This window comes from Knoellia sp. S7-12, assembly GCF_040518285.1.
Classification (GTDB): Bacteria; Actinomycetota; Actinomycetes; order Actinomycetales; family Dermatophilaceae; genus Knoellia.
Map to the genome: position 1 here is coordinate 238,299 of NZ_CP155449.1, position 16,883 is coordinate 255,181.

At 69.0% G+C, this 16,883-nt stretch carries 18 protein-coding genes; 11 read left to right on the forward strand and 7 right to left on the reverse strand.

The genetic code is table 11. The features are described from left to right. Positions 1 to 15 precede the first annotated feature (15 nt). Both V6K52_RS01140 and V6K52_RS01145 read left to right on the forward strand, forming a co-directional pair. A complete protein-coding gene (locus tag V6K52_RS01140; protein WP_353952074.1) occupies positions 16 to 1,203 on the forward strand; it encodes an acyl-CoA dehydrogenase family protein in 1,188 nt (395 codons plus the stop codon). 69 nt (positions 1,204 to 1,272) lie between these two features. After that, positions 1,273 to 1,641 carry a tetratricopeptide repeat protein gene (locus tag V6K52_RS01145; RefSeq protein WP_353952075.1) on the forward strand — a complete coding sequence of 123 codons (369 nt, stop codon included), beginning with the start codon at positions 1,273 to 1,275 and terminating at the stop codon, positions 1,639 to 1,641. A gap of 86 nt (positions 1,642 to 1,727) precedes the next feature. Here the strand turns inward: V6K52_RS01145 and V6K52_RS01150 are convergent, their stop codons facing one another. From V6K52_RS01150 to V6K52_RS01165, 4 genes are all read right to left on the reverse strand, one after another. Beyond that, positions 1,728 to 2,780: a DUF6454 family protein gene (locus tag V6K52_RS01150; protein ID WP_353952076.1), complete on the reverse strand. Its 1,053-nt coding sequence runs from the start codon at positions 2,778 to 2,780 to the stop codon at positions 1,728 to 1,730. A 169-nt stretch (positions 2,781 to 2,949) separates the two neighbouring features. After that, positions 2,950 to 3,855: a MerR family transcriptional regulator gene (locus tag V6K52_RS01155; RefSeq protein WP_353952077.1), complete on the reverse strand. Its 906-nt coding sequence runs from the start codon at positions 3,853 to 3,855 to the stop codon at positions 2,950 to 2,952. Between the two features lie 67 nt (positions 3,856 to 3,922). Further along, complete coding sequence (locus V6K52_RS01160; RefSeq protein ID WP_353952078.1) at positions 3,923 to 4,525, reverse strand: methylated-DNA--[protein]-cysteine S-methyltransferase; 603 nt, start codon at positions 4,523 to 4,525, stop codon at positions 3,923 to 3,925. Further along, positions 4,522 to 5,001 carry a sigma-70 family RNA polymerase sigma factor gene (locus V6K52_RS01165; RefSeq protein WP_353952079.1) on the reverse strand — a complete coding sequence of 160 codons (480 nt, stop codon included), beginning with the start codon at positions 4,999 to 5,001 and terminating at the stop codon, positions 4,522 to 4,524. Before V6K52_RS01165 ends, V6K52_RS01160 begins: the two co-directional genes overlap by 4 nt. 74 nt (positions 5,002 to 5,075) lie before the next feature. Between V6K52_RS01165 and V6K52_RS01170 the strand changes: the two genes are divergently transcribed. The 5 genes from V6K52_RS01170 (at position 5,076) to V6K52_RS01190 (ending at position 9,864) form a co-directional block, all read left to right on the forward strand. Further along, the gene (locus V6K52_RS01170) at positions 5,076 to 5,906 is read left to right on the forward strand and encodes a glycerophosphodiester phosphodiesterase family protein (protein WP_353952080.1); all 831 of its coding nucleotides are present in this window, start codon (positions 5,076 to 5,078) and stop codon (positions 5,904 to 5,906) included. A gap of 10 nt (positions 5,907 to 5,916) precedes the next feature. Then, the gene (locus tag V6K52_RS01175; protein ID WP_353952081.1) at positions 5,917 to 6,423 is read left to right on the forward strand and encodes an ATP-binding protein; all 507 of its coding nucleotides are present in this window, start codon (positions 5,917 to 5,919) and stop codon (positions 6,421 to 6,423) included. Between the two features lie 186 nt (positions 6,424 to 6,609). Further along, entirely contained in the window at positions 6,610 to 7,506 is an 897-nt protein-coding gene (locus V6K52_RS01180) for a DUF5926 family protein (protein WP_353952082.1), read from the forward strand. A gap of 35 nt (positions 7,507 to 7,541) precedes the next feature. After that, positions 7,542 to 8,303 carry a glycosyltransferase gene (locus tag V6K52_RS01185; protein ID WP_353952083.1) on the forward strand — a complete coding sequence of 254 codons (762 nt, stop codon included), beginning with the start codon at positions 7,542 to 7,544 and terminating at the stop codon, positions 8,301 to 8,303. Next, positions 8,284 to 9,864 carry a hypothetical protein gene (locus V6K52_RS01190; protein WP_353952084.1) on the forward strand — a complete coding sequence of 527 codons (1,581 nt, stop codon included), beginning with the start codon at positions 8,284 to 8,286 and terminating at the stop codon, positions 9,862 to 9,864. The genes V6K52_RS01185 and V6K52_RS01190 overlap by 20 nt, the downstream gene beginning before the upstream one ends. Here the strand turns inward: V6K52_RS01190 and V6K52_RS01195 are convergent. After that, positions 9,803 to 12,004, reverse strand: a complete 2,202-nt coding sequence (locus tag V6K52_RS01195; RefSeq protein WP_353952085.1) for a hypothetical protein — start codon at positions 12,002 to 12,004, stop codon at positions 9,803 to 9,805. The genes V6K52_RS01190 and V6K52_RS01195 overlap by 62 nt on opposite strands. Positions 12,005 to 12,102: 98 nt before the next feature. On the opposite strand from V6K52_RS01195, the gene V6K52_RS01200 reads away from it, so the two are divergent. Further along, positions 12,103 to 13,410 (forward strand): glycosyltransferase 87 family protein, encoded by a 1,308-nt coding sequence (locus V6K52_RS01200; protein WP_353952086.1) that lies wholly within the window; start codon positions 12,103 to 12,105, stop codon positions 13,408 to 13,410. Between the two features lie 40 nt (positions 13,411 to 13,450). Here the strand turns inward: V6K52_RS01200 and V6K52_RS01205 are convergent, their stop codons facing one another. Next, positions 13,451 to 14,068, reverse strand: coding sequence for a TMEM165/GDT1 family protein (locus V6K52_RS01205; protein ID WP_353952087.1), 618 nt, complete (start codon positions 14,066 to 14,068; stop codon positions 13,451 to 13,453). 99 nt (positions 14,069 to 14,167) lie between these two features. Between V6K52_RS01205 and V6K52_RS01210 the strand changes: the two genes are divergently transcribed. The 3 genes from V6K52_RS01210 to V6K52_RS01220 are packed head-to-tail and all read left to right on the forward strand — an operon-like array spanning position 14,168 to position 15,816. Then, positions 14,168 to 14,581 (forward strand): DUF4446 family protein, encoded by a 414-nt coding sequence (locus tag V6K52_RS01210; protein ID WP_353952088.1) that lies wholly within the window; start codon positions 14,168 to 14,170, stop codon positions 14,579 to 14,581. Further along, positions 14,581 to 15,513, forward strand: a complete 933-nt coding sequence (pheA, locus tag V6K52_RS01215) for a prephenate dehydratase (protein ID WP_353952089.1) — start codon at positions 14,581 to 14,583, stop codon at positions 15,511 to 15,513. The genes V6K52_RS01210 and pheA overlap by 1 nt, the downstream gene beginning before the upstream one ends. Before the next feature lie 48 nt (positions 15,514 to 15,561). Beyond that, a complete protein-coding gene (locus V6K52_RS01220; protein ID WP_353952090.1) occupies positions 15,562 to 15,816 on the forward strand; it encodes a hypothetical protein in 255 nt (84 codons plus the stop codon). A 44-nt stretch (positions 15,817 to 15,860) separates the two neighbouring features. Here V6K52_RS01220 and V6K52_RS01225 read toward each other — a convergent pair whose 3' ends face one another. Next, positions 15,861 to 16,883: a 1-acyl-sn-glycerol-3-phosphate acyltransferase gene (locus tag V6K52_RS01225; protein ID WP_353952091.1), complete on the reverse strand. Its 1,023-nt coding sequence runs from the start codon at positions 16,881 to 16,883 to the stop codon at positions 15,861 to 15,863.

A 16,883-nucleotide genomic window follows, 5' to 3' on the forward strand; every position in this document is an offset into this window, starting at 1 on the left:
ACTAGGTTGGATCGCATGGCCACGGACGTGCAACACCCTCTCGACCTCTTCGGCATCGACGGGCTGATCGGCGCCGACGACCGCGACATGCGCGACACGGTGCGCTCGTTCCTCGCCGCCGAGGTGCGGCCGCACGTGCCCGGCTGGTTCGAGTCGGCCTCGGTGCCGGTGCGTGAGCTCGCACCCCGCCTCGGCGAGTTGGGTCTGCTCGGCATGCACCTCGAGGGCTACGGCTGCGCTGGGACGAGCGCCACGGCATACGGACTCGCTTGTGCTGAGCTGGAAGCGGTCGACTCAGGTGTCCGCTCGCTCGTCTCCGTCCAGGGGTCGCTCGCGATGTTTGCGATCTGGCAGTTCGGCAGCGAGGAGCAGAAGTTGGAGTGGCTCCCGCGAATGGCTGCGGGTGAGGCGATCGGGTGTTTCGGGCTGACCGAGCCGGACTTCGGATCCAACCCCGCCGGCATGCGCACACGGGCGCGACGTGAGGGTGAGGACTGGGTTCTCGACGGCTCCAAGATGTGGATCACCAACGGGTCCGTCGCCGACGTGGCCGTCGTGTGGGCGCGGACGGACGCGAGCGATGGCGAGACGATCCGGGGGTTTGTCGTGCCGACCTCGACGCCCGGGTTCTCGGCGCCGGAGATCACCGGGAAGCTCTCGCTGCGTGCGTCGGTGACGTCCGAGCTCGTGCTCGATGGCGTGCGGCTGCCGGCTTCGGCGATGCTGCCCGAGGCGCGTGGGTTGTCCGGGCCGTTGTCGTGTCTGTCGGAGGCACGCTTCGGGATCATCTTCGGCGCACTCGGGGCGGCGCGCGATGCCCTCGAGACGACGATCGCCTACACGCTCGACCGAGACATGTTCGAGAAGAAGCTCGGTGGCTACCAGATCACCCAGACCAAGCTCGCCGACATGACGCTCGAGCTCGGCAAGGGGATGCTGCTCGCCCTGCACCTGGGGGCACTCAAGGACGCCGGGACCCTGCGGCCCGAGCAGGTGTCGCTGGGCAAGCTCAACTCGTGTCGCGAGGCCATCAAGATCGCCCGCGAGTGCCGAACGCTGCTGGGCGCCAACGGGATCTCGGGCGAGTACTCACCCATGCGGCACGCCAACAACCTCGAGTCGGTCCTCACCTATGAGGGCACGTCCGAGGTCCACCAGCTCGTCATCGGACAGGCCCTCACCGGGCTGCCGGCGTTCCGTTGATCGGGCCGGCTAGCAGTGTCTAGATTTTGCCCTAGACGGCCCTAGCAGCAGACATCGAGGAGAGACAGCATGAGCGACAGTTCCTTCGCGGCGGACTACGAGGCAGCGCGTGAGCGCTTCGAGACAGGAGAGTATGCCGCTGCCGCGCCACTGTTCGCCGCGCTCGTCGACCGCAGTGCGCTCGAACCGCCACTGCACGGCACGACCGAGCTGCGCCTCTATCTCGCGCGGTCGTACTACCACTCGGCCCAGCTCTCCCGCGCCGAGGAGGTCCTGCGCCCGATGCTCGTCGACAACCCCGATGACCACTACGCCCTGCTGCTCCTCGGCCGGACCTTGCAGCGACAGAGCCGGCACGACGAGGCGAAGCCGCACCTGGCGATGGCCAAGCTCCTCGGCGGTTACGACATCGACGGCCCCGAGCTCCCCGAGTCCTGACGCCACGCGAGATGACCACTTCTTGGCCGGACGACCACGTAGACGTGGTCGTTTCATCAAGAAGAGGTCATCTCGCGGGCACGGCATCACTTCAGAGGCGTGACGTCCGCTTCGTAGGTGAACAGCTGGGTCCCGGCGATCTCTTCTCCGTCGTCAGGTGCAGCAAACAGGGTCACATGGGACCCCACAGCATCGAGGTCGACCGGGTTGCGGGTGATGACGTGCCCCGCGGTCGACCACAGCTGCACCGGCACCTCGTGCTCCAGCTGGCCCGTCTTCAACGACACCAGCGCGAGTCCGCCGAGCTCATAACCCGTCACCGCGCCGGGCTGCGCCGGCAGCCCGGTCACGCCCGAGCAGATCGCGTGACCTTCGCCGGCGTACTCGCAGTCCTGGTAGTCGAGCATGTGGTCCGGGTTGAGCCAGCGGTCGACTTCGCGCCCCTTCGTCGTCCACTCGAAGAAGCGTCGCGATCCCCACGTGTTGCCCACGAGCTTGTTGCTCGCCCGGTCGTGGACGATGCCGCCGACGTGGTCGTCCTCCTCGAACTCCTTCGTCACCGCGAGGCTGTCGCGGTCGATGCTGTAGATGATGGCGTGGCTGTTGGGGCGGTACTCCGCGACGGGCACCCACACCTTCTCGTCGTCGACGTCGATGCCGCCCGGGTGGTACGAATTGCCTTCTCCCAGAACGATGTCCTTGAGCAGGTTGCCCTGGCGGTCGAGGACGAAGAGATGCCCGATCCCCTTGCCGGGGGAGCGGTCATAGCCCTCGATCGGGCTCGGGTAGCGCACGGTCGGCTCGAGGATCTCCACCGACGACAGGTAGATCCGGTCCTCGGTCACCTCGAGCCCCTGCGGGTGGAACGTCTCGAAAGCCAGGTCGAGGGTGCCGGTCTTCTTCCACGCGGTGCCGCGGGTGATGTTCTTGAGGGCTCCGACGACGTCTTCGTCTCGCGCTGTGGTCCGGGTGACGGTGCGTATGCCGTCCGCTCCGGACTTCTGTGTCCCTGCACCAGCGCGCTCTGTCGGCGCAGTGGCGGACTGATTGCTGTTCTGCTTCGTGACGACGCCTGCGGCAGGTGCCGCGACGAGCAGCACGGCCGAGGCGAGACCGCCGATGAGCTGGGTGGTGCGCATGTCGTGTCCTTGTGGGTCAGGGGACGGAGGGGCCGGGACTTGAAGTGGGGCGGGACCGGACTGGAGGCAGGGTCGACGAGAGATGGCGTCGAGGTATGCCTACCGGCCCTGCGTCACCGGTGGGTGAACACGCTGCGAACGGTGACCGGCGCGTGAGAGTTGGACCCGCTCAGTGACCGGTCGTGCCGCGCCGACTGCGTACCAGACCGTCCCGAAGCAGCGCAACACCTGTCGCGAGGTCGTGGCCCAGGCGCAGAGCACCCGTGACGTCGTCCTGGTGGCGGCCACCGACGGCGACCACCACTCGCGGCTCCTTTTGGGTCAGCAGGTCGATGACCTCCTGCGCTGAGACGACGTCGGCGGGTCGGGGCACCGACAGCACCGCGCCGCCCGGTTGACGGCCTGAGGCAGCCACCTCCCAGTCCCGGGACGGCAGATCGGCACCCAGATAGACCGTCGGGATACCCGCCTGCCGCGCGGCGACACTGAAGGCGAGCAGTCCGAGCTCGTGTCGAGCCCCCGGTGGCAGGCCGAGCACGACCACCGGCCCGGTCGTGGTTCGTGATGCTGCTTCGTGCAGGCTCGCCAGCTGATGTTGCACGGCATGGCTGACCAGGTGTTCGCCAGCGGCACTGAGTCGCCCCTCGGCCCACGCCCTGCCCACTCCCACAAGGATCGGCATGAGCCAGTTACTGGCCATCTCTGCGAAGTCGCCTCTCCCGAGCGAGCGAGCGAGGATGGCGCTCACACCGGGGCCGTCGAGGCGCTGCGCGGCAGCGAGCAGGTCCTCCAGCCCTTCCGGCGACTCAACCTCACCTGACGAACGCGCGACCCCGAGCGCGGTGACACCATCCCCTGCGGTGCGCGACAGGGTCTCAGTGGCTGCTTCGCTGGCGGTCCAACCGTCCTGCACGAGCGAGGCCATGATGGCGAGCGCCCTGACATCTGCGTCGGAGTAGAGGCGATATTGGCCCTCCGACCGGGCCGGCGACACGACCCCGTAGCGGCGCTCCCAGGCCCGCAGGGTCGGCAAGCCGATGCCGGTCAGTTCCGCGACCCGCTTGATCGTGTACATGGTCTGTCCAGCCTAGGTCTTCCACCTCGCCGGTGAGGGCGACGCAGGCGTGCCAGCCCTCCAGCGCTCAACGTTCGGCGTGGCTGGACTCGAGCGTGAGGAGGTATTCCTTGGCAGCCGGCCCACCGGCATACCCGCCGACGTTGCGGACCTTGCCCTCCACGGAACCGCCCGCAGGCAGCACGCGGTGACATGGCACGAAGACGCACAGCGGGTTCGCGCCGAGCGCCGACCCGACGGCCCGCGATGCCCGCGGCCGATCGATCGCCTCGGCCAAAGCCCCATAGGTCGTCGACGCCCCATAGCCCACCCGGGCAGCCAGCCCACCGAGCACCGCCCGCTGGAACTCGCTCGCCAGGGTCAGGTCCACCGGCACCGAGAAGTCGGTCACCTTCCCTTCGAGGTATGCCGTGAGCTCACGTCGCGCGGTGTCGAGCGGCTTGGCCTGGCGCAGCACCCGAGGCGACACGACGTCGGACAGCCGCTGCAGCCACACCTCCTCGTCGACGTCGGTCCGGACATAGGCCGACGTGACCAGCCGACCATCGGAGCGGATCGCCAACAGGAGGCGACCGACAGCGGTGTCCTCGACGGCATACGAGATGTCCGTCTCCGGCAGCACGGGCGGCCGGACGTTTGGCGAAAAGTCCTCAAACAGAACAGAATTCATCGCAGATCCTCCAGATCCACTCGAAGAGCTGCGAGAGCGTCGGACACGAGACGACGGCTCATCGCAGGGGTCGTGCCGAGTGCTGCAGCCACGGCGCGATGGTCGAGGTCGGCGACGTACTTGAGGACCACCGCCTCGCGCTGACGCGACGGCAGCGCGGCCACCCGAGTCCACAACCCGTCATCCGGCGCCGAAGGCCCGTCCACGGCCGGCGCCGCAGCCAGCACAGCCGGGTCCTCGTGCGCCACCGTCCGCCGACCCGCTCGGTGCGCGTCCATCGCGCACCGGTGCGTGATCGTCAGCAGCCAGCCACGCAGGTTGCGCGTCGACGTCACCCGCGGATAGGCCGCGAGCGCCTGGGTCCACGCCTGCTGCGCGACGTCGTCACCGAGGTTCGGGCCGGCGAGGGCGTGGGCGAGCCGGCCGACATCGCGCCAGTGCGCGTCGACGAGGTTCTGGAAGGGCGGCAGGCTCACAATGCTTCAACGGTATGCCGTGAGGTTCTGTGAGTCGCTCCCCTCACTGGGCGTGGTACTGCCACGATGGACGCGTGGCCGGTCCGTATCTGGGGGAGAAGCGCGAGACCGGGGGACGGCCGCGGGTGATCGCCCACCGGGGTGCGAGCGCGATGCAGCCAGAACACACCCTGGCTGCCTACACGACGGCGTTCGACCTGGGCGTCGACGGCATCGAGTGCGACGTGCGACTCACTGCCGATCACCACCTCGTGTGCGTGCATGACCGCCGCGCCAACCGCACGAGCAACGGCAAGGGCGTCATCTCCACCCTGGAGCTGGCCCACCTCGAGGGGCTCGACTGGGCCAGCTGGAAGGAGCTCGACGACGGCAGCGCGAACGAGCAGGCCGACAGCGACCCCGGTCGTGGCCGGATCCTCACCCTGAACCGGCTCCTGGACTCTCTCACCAGCCAGCGCCAAGAACTCCTCACCCTCATCGAGACCAAGCACCCGACGCGCTATGGCGGTCTCGTGGAGCGTCAGCTCGTGACGGCGCTGCGCGAGTTCGGCCTGACCACGGGCGACCTGCCCCAGCTGCCCCACGTGCGGGTCATGTCGTTCTCCTTGATGGCGCTCGTTCGGATGCGCGGTCTCGCACCGCAGGTCCCTCTCGTCCACCTCGTCGCGCAGTCAGCTCCCCGACTCTCCTGGGACGGCTCGCTTCCGACGGGAATCAACATCGTCGGACTGGACATGCGCATCGTGCGGCGAAGCTCGGCGATCGTGAGGGCTCACCAGCGCCGCGGCCACGAGGTCTATGTCTGGACCGTCAACGAACCCGAGGACGTCGAACGCTGTGTCGAGCTCGGCGTCGACGTCATGATCAGCGATCGTCCCAGCGACGTGATGGCCCTGCTCGGTTAGAGTGCCGGACGTGACTGCAGCGGAGACCAACTCGACCGACGGCTCGTCGACGGCGTCGTCGTCGACCGGCGACGGCAAGCTCGACGAGTTCGGCGGCGCCATCGGCCAGGGTCTGGTCCGCACGATCCGCGCACCGTGGGGGCCATCGACGGTCACCCGCGTCCGTCACGCCGTCGTGGCCGACCTGCGCGCCCGCGACCTCGCCGAGAAGACCATCGACGAGTCCGAGATCGTCGTGTCCGAACTCATGACCAACGCCATCCGCCACGCCCGGCCCCTCGCCGACGGCTGCCTCCGTGTGCGCTGGAAGGTGCGCGGCGAGGTCGTCGAGGTCGAGGTCACCGACGGTGGCGGCGACAGCGTCCCGGTGCCTGCCCCGGCTTCGGTATGGGTGTCGAGCGGCCGAGGGCTGCGCATCATCCGCTCGCTCGCCCACGAGTGGGGCGTCGACGACGACAAGGGTGCTCAGACCGTGTGGGCTGCCATGGGTGGCCCGAGCCGCCGCCGCGCCACCTGAGCCCGCACAACACCTTTTCCGGGGGCGGCGGGAAAGGTGCCCGGAGCAAGGGAACTGTTCCCTTGCTTGAGTCCCCTTTTCCGGGGGCGGCGGGAAACGGGCAGCGTCCGGCGAGCTGACGGCATACCCGCCGAAGTTGCGGACGCAGGGCAGAAGCCACTGCGTCGCACCACTACGCTGACGGCCATGGGCAAGGCATCTCGACGACGCAGGACCACCGACGACTCCGGCGCACCCGCCAAGCGGCAACGCACCGCGGCCGTTCCTTATGTTAACCGCCCCTTCGAGGGGCTGCCGCAGGAGACCGAGTGGGTGGCGATCCGCGAGATCCTCCCCGCCGCGACCGTGGCCGTGAGCTTCGCCGCTGGCCAGGCTCCAGAAGGCGCTGACAAGGCGACGGTCGCGACCGTGCTGCCGATGGCGTGGCCGGCTCTGCGTCGCGCCGACGGCACCGTTCTCGTCGGGACCCAGTCGGGCTCGACCACCGGTGATGCCAGCCGTGACCTCGCCGCCCAGCTCATCGCCGGTGCGGCTGCGGAGCCGGGCAGTGCCGTCCAGCTCGTCCCGACCCCGACCGTCGACACCCCTCGTCTGCAGGACCTGCTCGATCTCGACGCCTCGTTCGAGGTCGAGGTCCACGAGGGCTTCGACTTCTGGGTCGATGAGCAGGAACTCGACGACGCGGGCCGCGAGTCCCTCGCCGCCGCCAACGAGTCGGTCGTGCCGACCGTCCGCATGGCTGCCCTGAAGTCCGCCTACTGGGTTCGCATCGGCGAGCGCACCTACATCCGTCTCGTCCTGCCCGACGACGAGGACACCGCCACCGACGCCCTCTCCCGTCTCCACGCAGCTGGTGAGTCCGGACTCGGTGACGACACACGCCTCCTCGGCGCCTTCCGCGCCTGCGGCCTTCTCGTCCCCGTCTTCGAGGTCCCGGCCGACAGCGAGCCCGCCGTGCACGAGGACGCGCTCAAGGCCTTCGGCGACCGGTATGCCGCCGCGCTGGCTTCCACGGAATCCCTCACCGCCGAGGAGCGCCGGGCGCGCTCGGGTCTGCTCAGCCGCCAGGTGACCCTGCGCTGATGGGGACGGGGGTGGGGTCGGTTCTGGGGTCGGACGTGCCGAGGAGTCAGCGGACGGTCGCGGCGATCATCCCGTGCAAGGACGAGGCCGACCGGATCGCCGCGACGGTTGAGGCCGTGCTCGGTCTCGACGGGGTCGACAAGGTCGTCGTCGTCGATGACGGGAGCACTGACGACACTGCTGCGGTCGCGGACGCCGCTGGCGCCGACGTCATCGTGCATGCCCAGAACTTCGGCAAGGCCGCCGCGCTCGAGACGGGCGTGCGCCATCTGCGCGAGCTCGAGGGCTTCAACGCCACCGACACTCACGCCCCCCGGCACCTCCTCTTCGTGGACGGTGACCTCGAGTCGTCGGCGAGCAACCTCCACGTCCTGCTGCCCCCGGTGCTCGAGGGCCGGGCCGACATGACGATCGCGACCCTCCCGCCCCAGTCCACGGCTGGCGGTGGTCACGGGTTCGTCGTCCGGCTCGCCCGCGACGGCATCCAGAACCTCACCGGGTGGTCCGCGAAGCAGCCCCTGTCGGGCATGCGCTGTCTCACGGCCGAGGCCTTTGACGCAGCCAGCCCGCTCGCCCCCGGCTGGGGCGTGGAGGTCGGCCTCACCGTCGACGTCCTCTCCTCCGGGCTCCGCATCGAAGAGGTGCCCTGCGAGCTGCAGCACCGCGTCTCCGGCAAGGACTGGAGCGGGCAGGTCCACCGCGCAAAGCAGTACCGCGACGTGTGGCGCGCCCTCACCAGGCGCCGGGTGCGCAAGGTCCTCGGCGAGCGTGCTTCCGGTGTCGCACACCGCCTCTGACGCCGGCGATTTCGCCCGCGACACTGGCGACATTGCTCGCTCCAGCGACGGTCTCGTCCGCGACCGCAGCAGACTGGGCCTGCTCGTTCTCTCCTTCGCCCTGCTTCTCGTCGTCGGGCTGACCCTCCCGAACGCCGCCGCCCCCGACCTCGGCCCCCGTGGCTGGGCGCCGGGCAGCATGCTCCCGTTCACGCTCGGTCCGGCCTGGGTCACGGGAGCCATGTGGACGGCATACACGCTGGGAGCGGTGGCAGTTGTCCTTGCCGTGACCGGTCGCGGCAGCCATGAGCTGCCCCGCCCCGTCGTCGCGGCACTCGCGCTCCTCGCGGCACTCACGACTCCGTTCGGCTCCGGCGATCACGTGAGCTACGCGGCATACGGACGCATTCTCGCGCTGGGCGACAACCCCTGGCTCGTGTCGCCGGTCAGCTGGCGCGGAGGCTCGGACCCCGTCGTCAGCCAGGTCGAGGCGCCATGGACCGAGGAGCCGAGCGTCTATGGGCCGTTCGCCACGCTGGTCCAGGGCCTCACCTCACTCGGCGGCGGGGACAACCTGCGCCAGACCGTGTGGCTGTGGCAGATCGTCGTCATCGCTGCGTGGCTTGCCGTGCGGTGGGCGCTGCGGCGGATGCTCCCCGGTCGCGAGGCCCGCATCGACGTGGTCTGGACGGCGAACCCGATCGTCTTCTCGGTCGGCGTCCTCGGCGCGCACGTCGACCTGCTCGCGACAGCCCTTGTCGTCGTTGCGGTGTGGGCCGCCCATCGCCACGTCGGCCTGGGTGGCGCTGCGCTGGCCGGCACCTTCGCGGCGCTCGCCGTCTCGTCGAAGTTCACGTATGCCGTGGTGCTGCTCGCGCTCCTCCTCGCCTTCAAGGATCGACGGTTCGCCCGCGGCGGGGTGCTGCTCGGATCGGCGGCGGCGGTGGCCGGAGCTCTCCATCTCTGGGCTGGCCCGCAGGTCTATGACCAGCTCGGGCGGTCAGCGCGTGCCGTCGCCCTCGCCTCACCGTGGCGCTGGTTCCTCGAGCTCACTGGTGGTGGCCCGGCGGTGCGTTCGGTGATCTCGGTGCTGGCGGCCCTCGCCGCGATCGGGTTCGCGTACTGCTTGTGGCGACTCCTGCGCCTCCCAGCCCCCCTTGCGTCTGCGTGGATGGCTGCTGGAACCGCCACATCCGCAGACGCAAGGGGAGAGGTGGGGGGTGGACTTGGTGTTCGCGCGCTGACGTGGGTCGTCGTCCTCGCCGGCGGCTACGCGCTGGCGGCTCCCTATTCACTGCCCTGGTACGACGTCATCGTCTGGGCGGCGCTGCCGGCCGTGGCCTGGGGATCACGACTGCAGCTGGTCGTCGTGCTGTCGTTGTTGGCTCGGCTGTGGATCATGGCGATGGCCTACACCCCGGGACGGGTGCTGGGCATGACGCCCGGCGTCGAGGACGTGACGATGACCGTCCGGACGCGGGTGGCGCCCGCGGTCCTGCTGGCGGTGTGGATCTGGGTCGTCAGGAGCGCCTGGCGCGCCGGGTCCCGGCGACTGCCCGCAGGTCGTCCTCCAGAGTCCTGACGACGACGCTGACGATGAGGGGCACGGCGACCGTTGCACCGACGGCGGGGATGGCCGTGCCGGAGTCGTTGATGAGGAAGCCGATGGTCAAGGTGATGACGAGGGCGATGAGCCCGGCGCGCAACGTCGGCGCCTTCTCGGCGGCCTTGCCCAGGCCGCGCGAACCCCACGACGTCGGCCGCGCCAGCACATAGATGACAAAGAGGAGTGCAGCGGGCACGAGCAGCGTGAGCGGCGCGTTGCCGAGCAGGATGCTCCAGTTCTGCTGACCCTTGCGGATCACGATGTCGAGGGCGTTGCCGTCGATGATCGCCTGGATGAAGCGGCCCAGGTGGCTGCGGTCATCGGGGGAGCGCAGCCAGTCGAGGAACGCGACACCAAAGAACAGGCCGACCGAGCCGAGACCGATGAGCGCGACGCGCTGCCACGTCATCCGCAGGCCGAGGATCGACAGGATGAGATAGGCGATGCCGGGGATGTAGGCAGGCGGGCCGCCCCCGTCGGCGCCCCAGAACGGTGCGCCGTCGATGATGACCGTGCCCACGGCGATGGCGAAGACGACAGCGGCCGCCACGCGCGGCCGACGGTGGCTCACGAGATAGCTCGACACCGCCGTCGCGAGGAGGATCGAGGACGTGGCGAAGAGCGCAAAAGTCACATTGCCCATGCCATAGAACCGACCCGCGACCACCGGTTGCAAACCCATCAGCGAGGACTGCTGGAGTCGTGACCCGGTGATGATGTCGCCGGCGAGCACCGCCACCGTGACGGCCGCAACGAAGGCCAGCGGTCCGAGAGCTGCGCGTCCCCACGGACCGCGCAGGGCGGCATACGCGATGAGGGCGACGAAGAGACCGACCGCACCAACGATGGAGATCATCGGGATCGGGAAGCGCCACCAGGGCAGGAGGTTCGCGAGGAATGTCGAGGCCGGCACCGACGCTGCGAGGACCGCGATGACGCGCACGATGCCGAGCACGCGACGGCGGGTGTCAGGGCCGCCGATCTTGCCCTTCCAGACGAGGAAGACGAGCAGATAGATGACGAGCTGACCGTAGGCGAAGGTGTTGAAGAACGGCGGGACGAGGCTGTGCACCTCATGGCTCGCGAGGTCGTAGTCGACGAGCTTCTGGAGTCGGTCGGCGGCACGCCTCTCGGAGTTGTCGGGTGCCGGGTCGCTCGTCATCGCGGTGCCACCGAGGCCGGGGGGGAGGGTGATCCCCGTGATCGACATGAGCGTGGCCGGGACGTCCTGGGCCTGGACGAGGCCGGGCTGGCGGGTGGACTGGGCGTTGAGCTGGCCCGGTCCGTAGTTCGGCCCACGGGCGACGGCGAGGCGCAGACGCTCGGTCACGCCGGCGTCGGAGAGACTCGCGACGATGAAGTCGGCACCGCCGGGCGCGGCGTTCATGACGTCACCGATGCGCTTGTCGATGGCCGCGATCTGAGTGGTCCGGGTGCCTTCGGCGGGCTGCTCGCCGGCGGCGATGTCGGACGGATCTCGCACGCTGCCCACATCGACGATCGTCACCGGGCACGTGTTCATGTCGACGAGCAGAGTGTCGTCGGCGTAGGGGGTGTAGCGGTCGGCCGTGCCATCGGGCAGCGCCGCAGCGATGGCGGCACCCGGACCGACGGGCTTGATGCAGACGTTGGACTTCTCCGCGGCCTCGCCGAGGAGTCCCAGCTTGCTGTCGAACTTGAGGTCAGCAGCCGCCTTGGTGAACGTGTCCCAGTCCGGGATGACGCCGCCCGTGGGTTCACCGATGGGGCTGCACGGACGCTCCTGGGCCGAGCCGGTGCCGACGCGCGGTGCGGCGGCGCGGTTGGCGGCCGACAGTCCGAGCCAGCCATCGATGGGGCAGGTGTTGGTCTCGACCGAACGGATCGACATCGCGGCGCTCGAGCCGTCCCGCAGGAGCATCCAGAGGTTGGGCGTCGCCTTCTCCGAGACGTCGGTCCAGGTGATGCCGCCGGTGCCGATGAGGACGGTGGCGCCAAAGGGGTCGCCCGGTGCGGTCGGGGTGGTCGCCTGGGTGGTCGCGTGAGTCGCCTGGGCGGACGGGGAGAGGGTGCCGACGCTGAGGCCGAGCACTGTCGCGAGAGTGGCGAACAGGGCGGCGAGCGATCGTTTGGACACCTCACGGATCCTACGGGGGCTCCCGATCGGTGACCTGCGGAGGAGGTGGAGGACGGGTGGAGATCGTGTGCCCACCGGCATACGGTCACAATGGCCCGGTGACCACGACACAGCCGCACCCGAGACGCCCGCCGCGTCTGCGTTGGCAGTGGCTCCTCGCCGTCCTGATCATTGCGCTCGCTGCCGTGCCGGTCGTCCTGCGCTACCTCGTGTTCTGGCCGATGGACCAGTGGCAGGTCGATGTCGAGGTCTATCGCGACGCGGGTGTCTCGATCCTCACCGGTCGGCCGATCTATGCCGCGATGACCGAGGCGCCCCAGCTGCTGCCGTTCACCTACCCTCCGTTCGCCGCGATCCTTGCGCTCCCGCTGGCGTGGGTGCCTTTCGGCGTGGCCGGTTGGCTCTGGACCGCCGCTCAGGTCGCGGCCACGACAGCCATCGTCTGGTATGCCGGGTGGCGGCTCATCCATCGCGCCGGCGGTTGGGTGCCCCTTGCGTTGGCGGCGCTGGTCGCACCGATGCTGTGGCTGCACCCGGTGTCCGACGGCATCAGGTTCGGACAGGTCAACGCGTTCATGGTGCTGGCCTGCCTCATGGACCTGCGGCGGCCGCGGCCGGGGCTGTTGAAGCACGTGCCCGCCGGGGTGCTGGTCGGGCTGGCGATGTCGATCAAGCTGACGCCCGGAGTGTTCGTCATCCACTACCTGATCAACCGGCGCTGGCGTGAGGCCGCGACGGCCCTGGGGACGGCGGTCGGGGTGACGCTGGGCTCGTGGGTGTTGTTGCCCGAGGCGTCGTTCGCGTTCTGGGGTGGGGCGCTGCAGGATCCGGCTCGGCTCGGCCCCAACTTCGGCACCTCCAACCAGTCGATGCGCGGGTTCCTGCTGCGCGTCGGGCCGGAAGGACTTGTCGGGACGGCGATCTGGCTCGTGCTGGTGATCGTCGTCGGGGTCCTGGGCTTCCGGCTGGCCCGGCAGATGTGGTTGCGGGGAGACTCGATCGGTGAGGTCGCCGTCGTGGGGCTGCTGGCCTGCCTGCTGTCACCGGTGGCGTGGATCCACCACTTCCACTGGATCGTCGTCGTGATCTTTGCGCTGCTCGGTGCTCAGCCGTGGACGCGCGATCGGGCTGGGGCCGGGGTTGGGGCTTGGTGGCGCTCGCGTCGGCTCCTCGCGGGGCTCGTCGTCGCGGTGTGGTTCCTCATGCGGATGCCGTGGTGGGGCATCACCTATCTCAACCACCCCGAGTGGCCCGACCTCCCCGGCCGCCTCCTCCAGAACGCCGACGTCGCCGGTGGCCTGGTCGCTCTGGGTCTCCTCTGGTGGGTCAACCGCGACCCCGAGCCGCGTGCCAACCCGGCGCTTCTCGCCGAGCCGACCACATATTCGCGAGCCGACCACCTGTAGCTGGTCGGGTCGTCAAGAACTGGTCGGCTCATGCCGCCGCTCAGAGGGCGCCGGTGATCTGAAGGACGCTGACCGCGGCCAAGCTGAGGCAGACGGTGCCGCCGATGCGACGAATCGTCGAGAGCTTGATGCGCTGCAGGAGCGTGCGGCCGAGCACCGCCGCCAGACCTGACACGGCGGCGAGCGCGAGGAAGGCGCCGATGAACACCGACACCGGGTCGTCGAAGCGCAGCACCATCGACGCGGTGAGGATCTGGGACAGGTCGCCCCATTCGGCGAGGAAGAGCACCGTGAAGCAGAACGTCACGACCTTCCACCCGGCGAGCTGTTTGGCCGCGGACTTCGCGCCGAACTCCTCCTCGGCCTCCGCCTCCTCCTCGTCTGCCTTGCCCGCACCTCGCAGCAACAGGACGCCACCGATGAGGAACATCAGCGCCGCGAAGATCTCGATCGGCCGCTTCGGCAGCTGTGACAGCACCCCGCCAATGGCGACAGCCACGAGCGTTTGCACGAAGAACGCGGCAACGACCCCGACCCACACGAGCAGCGGCCGGAACTTCGTCGACATGACGAGCGTCGCGATGAAGGTCTTGTCAGGGAGCTCGACGACAAAGATCGTCGCGAACACGATGGCGATGGTGGTGAAGTCGATGCCCATGATGGCGACGAGCCTACGAGCCTGACTCCGCGAGGCGTCACCCGCCACGAGGGGTGGACCGGCCCGCAGAGCGGGACCACACGGCATACGCTGGCCGTCATGTTCGCACCCACCCCAGCCGAGGTGCTCGTCCTCCTCATCGTCGTGCTGGTGCCGATCCTGGTGGGCGCAGTCTTCGCGGTCATCACGATGCGACTGCGCGCCAGACTGGACCACCTCGAACGCCAACGCCCGGTCGGCGCCGGTGACCTCGAAGCGCTGCGGGCCGACATCGGCCAGGCGCTGCGGCATGTCGCGGTCGTGCGCTACGACGCGTTCGGTGACATGGGCGGCCGGCTGAGCTTCAGCGCCGCCATCGTCGATGACCTCGGGGATGGCGTGGTGCTCAGCTCGATCCACGCGCGCGGAGAGTCCCGGACCTATGCCAAGGGCATCACCGGGGGTGGCTCCGACGCGACGCTCACCCCCGAGGAGCAGCAGGCGCTCAGTGCAGCGCGGACAGGAAAGAAGTGATGAGCAGGGCCATGAAATACGGCTATCTCGGACCTGAGGGCACCTTCACCCAGATGGCGTTGCTGTCCTGGTCGGCGTCGCACGAGGGTGATCAGGTGCCGTTCGGTTCGGTCGACTCCGCGCTGGATGCCCTGCGGCGCAGTGAGATTGACGCCGCGATGGTGCCGATCGAGAACTCTGTCGAGGGAGGCGTGTCGGCGACGCTCGACGCGCTGGCCTCCGGTGATCCGCTCGTCGTCATCGGCGAGGTCAATGTGCCGATCACCTTCGTCCTGGCCGCCAAGCCGGGTATGCCGCTCGCTGGCATCGCAGCTGTCGGAACCCATTCGCATGCCTGGGCCCAGGTCCGCGGCTGGATGGGCACGAACCTGCCGTCAGCGGCATACGTCCCGACGTTGTCGACGGCTGCCGCTGCAGCGGGGTTGGCCGGGGACGTCGAGCAGGCCTACGACGCGGCGGTGTGTGCGCCGGTCGCTGCCTCGAACCACGGGCTCGACGTGCTCGCCGAGGACATCGGCGACCGCGCTGGTGCCGTGACGCGGTTCGTCCTCGTCGCCCGCCCCGGTGCGTTGCCCGAGCGCACGGGCGCCGACAAGACGACGGTCATGCTCTTCCAACGCGACGACCGTGCGGGTGGGTTGCTCGAGTTGTTGGAGCAGTTCGCGGTGCGGGGCATCAACATGACACGGCTCGAGTCCCGCCCGACGAAGTCCACGCTCGGGTCCTACTGCTTCTCCATCGACTTCGAGGGGCATGTCCTCGACGAGCGGGTCGGCGAGGCGTTGATGGGGCTCAAGCGGGTGTGCGCGGAGGTGCGCTTCCTCGGGTCCTACCCGCGCGAGGACGGCGCCCAGACGGAGGTCGCACCACTCACCGGCGACGAGGACTTCAGCATCGCTCGCGAGTGGCTCCACTCACTGCGCCGTCCCTGAGTCACCCAATTCCCGGCTGGGGACATGACCCTGGCCTACTGTCTGGTCATGGAGCCCATGCCGCCGCTCGAGGGTGCCGTGTACCCGCCGAGGGTGGAACCACCGACGTGGGCCGACACGCATCCGCAGATGGTGATTGTGCTTCGGCTCATACCAGCGGTGGCGATGACGATCCTGTCGGTCCTCTTCTTGAAGAGAGACGGCTTCAGTTGGTTGTGGACGATCTCGCTGGCCGCGTGGGCCAGCAACATCGGCTACTACCTCGCCAAGCTCGAGGGACCTGACGAAGATGAGCCGTCCTAGGGGGTCTGCGCCGTTGGCGCCAGTGCCCCGTGATCTGACCACCGTCAGGCTTGTCCGCCGCCGCCCTCATGGGCCTCAACCCAGTCATCGATGACCGACCACTCGTCGTCGATCCACTGCTCGATGGCCGCAGGTTCGTCGGGAACGCTCGCGGCGGCATACGTCCGCGTTTGGACGAGGAACGGTCGGTCCGTAAAGGGGATGGCTGCCCAGATCTCGCCCACTGTGCTGAGCCGCCCGAACCCCGCGTGCCCGACGATCATGACGTCCGCGTCGGGCCGCGCCTCCAGCGAGGCAATGACCCCACGAGTCTTGGGCGGCAGTGTGTTCCACAGCGAGATCGCCCGACGAGCGCGCAGTTCATGACCGGCCTCGCGCAGGCGCGAGATGAGGGCGCTTCGGCGGTCGGGCGAGAAGTTCTGACCCTCCGGGAAGAGCAGCAACACATCGTCGGAGTCGAGCCCCGCCGCGAGCGAACGCACCCCCTCAATACGGTCATCTCCCGCTCCACTGCGTGACGGGACAAAGTAGGAACGCATCCGGGTCAGCAGCGTGTCGACCGTCGGATCCCACCGAAGTGCTTCTGCGAGAACGATTTTGGGCATCCGACCTGCCGTGTGCCCAAGCAGCCACGCGAGTGCCAACGAGTCGCCGGGACCTGCATGCCGCGCGAACGCGATCAGCGGCGCCCCCTCGGATCCGAAGTGCATGCGTCCCTCGAGGACGACCTCGAAGCCGGCCCACTTCTTCGCGAGGATCATCGCGCGGTTGAGCCCGGCGAGGAAGACGGCTTCGTGGTCCTGCTCCCAGGTGGGGCTGTCGCGGTCGGGGTGCTTGAGCGACAGCCGCCAGCACTCCATGAGCATCCGGACGTCGACCCAGATGAGTCCGACGCCGAGGCAGCTCACCCGGAACAGCCGTGCCCGCTTGTCGACGAACGAGTGGAACGCCCCGGCGACAATGACCGGCGCTGCCAACCCCGTGAGCGCAGCAGCCCCGACCGGCCACACGACGGCGAGTGCGCGTCGAGCGAACAGCGGTGGCTTCGGGATTCCCGCGAGACCCAT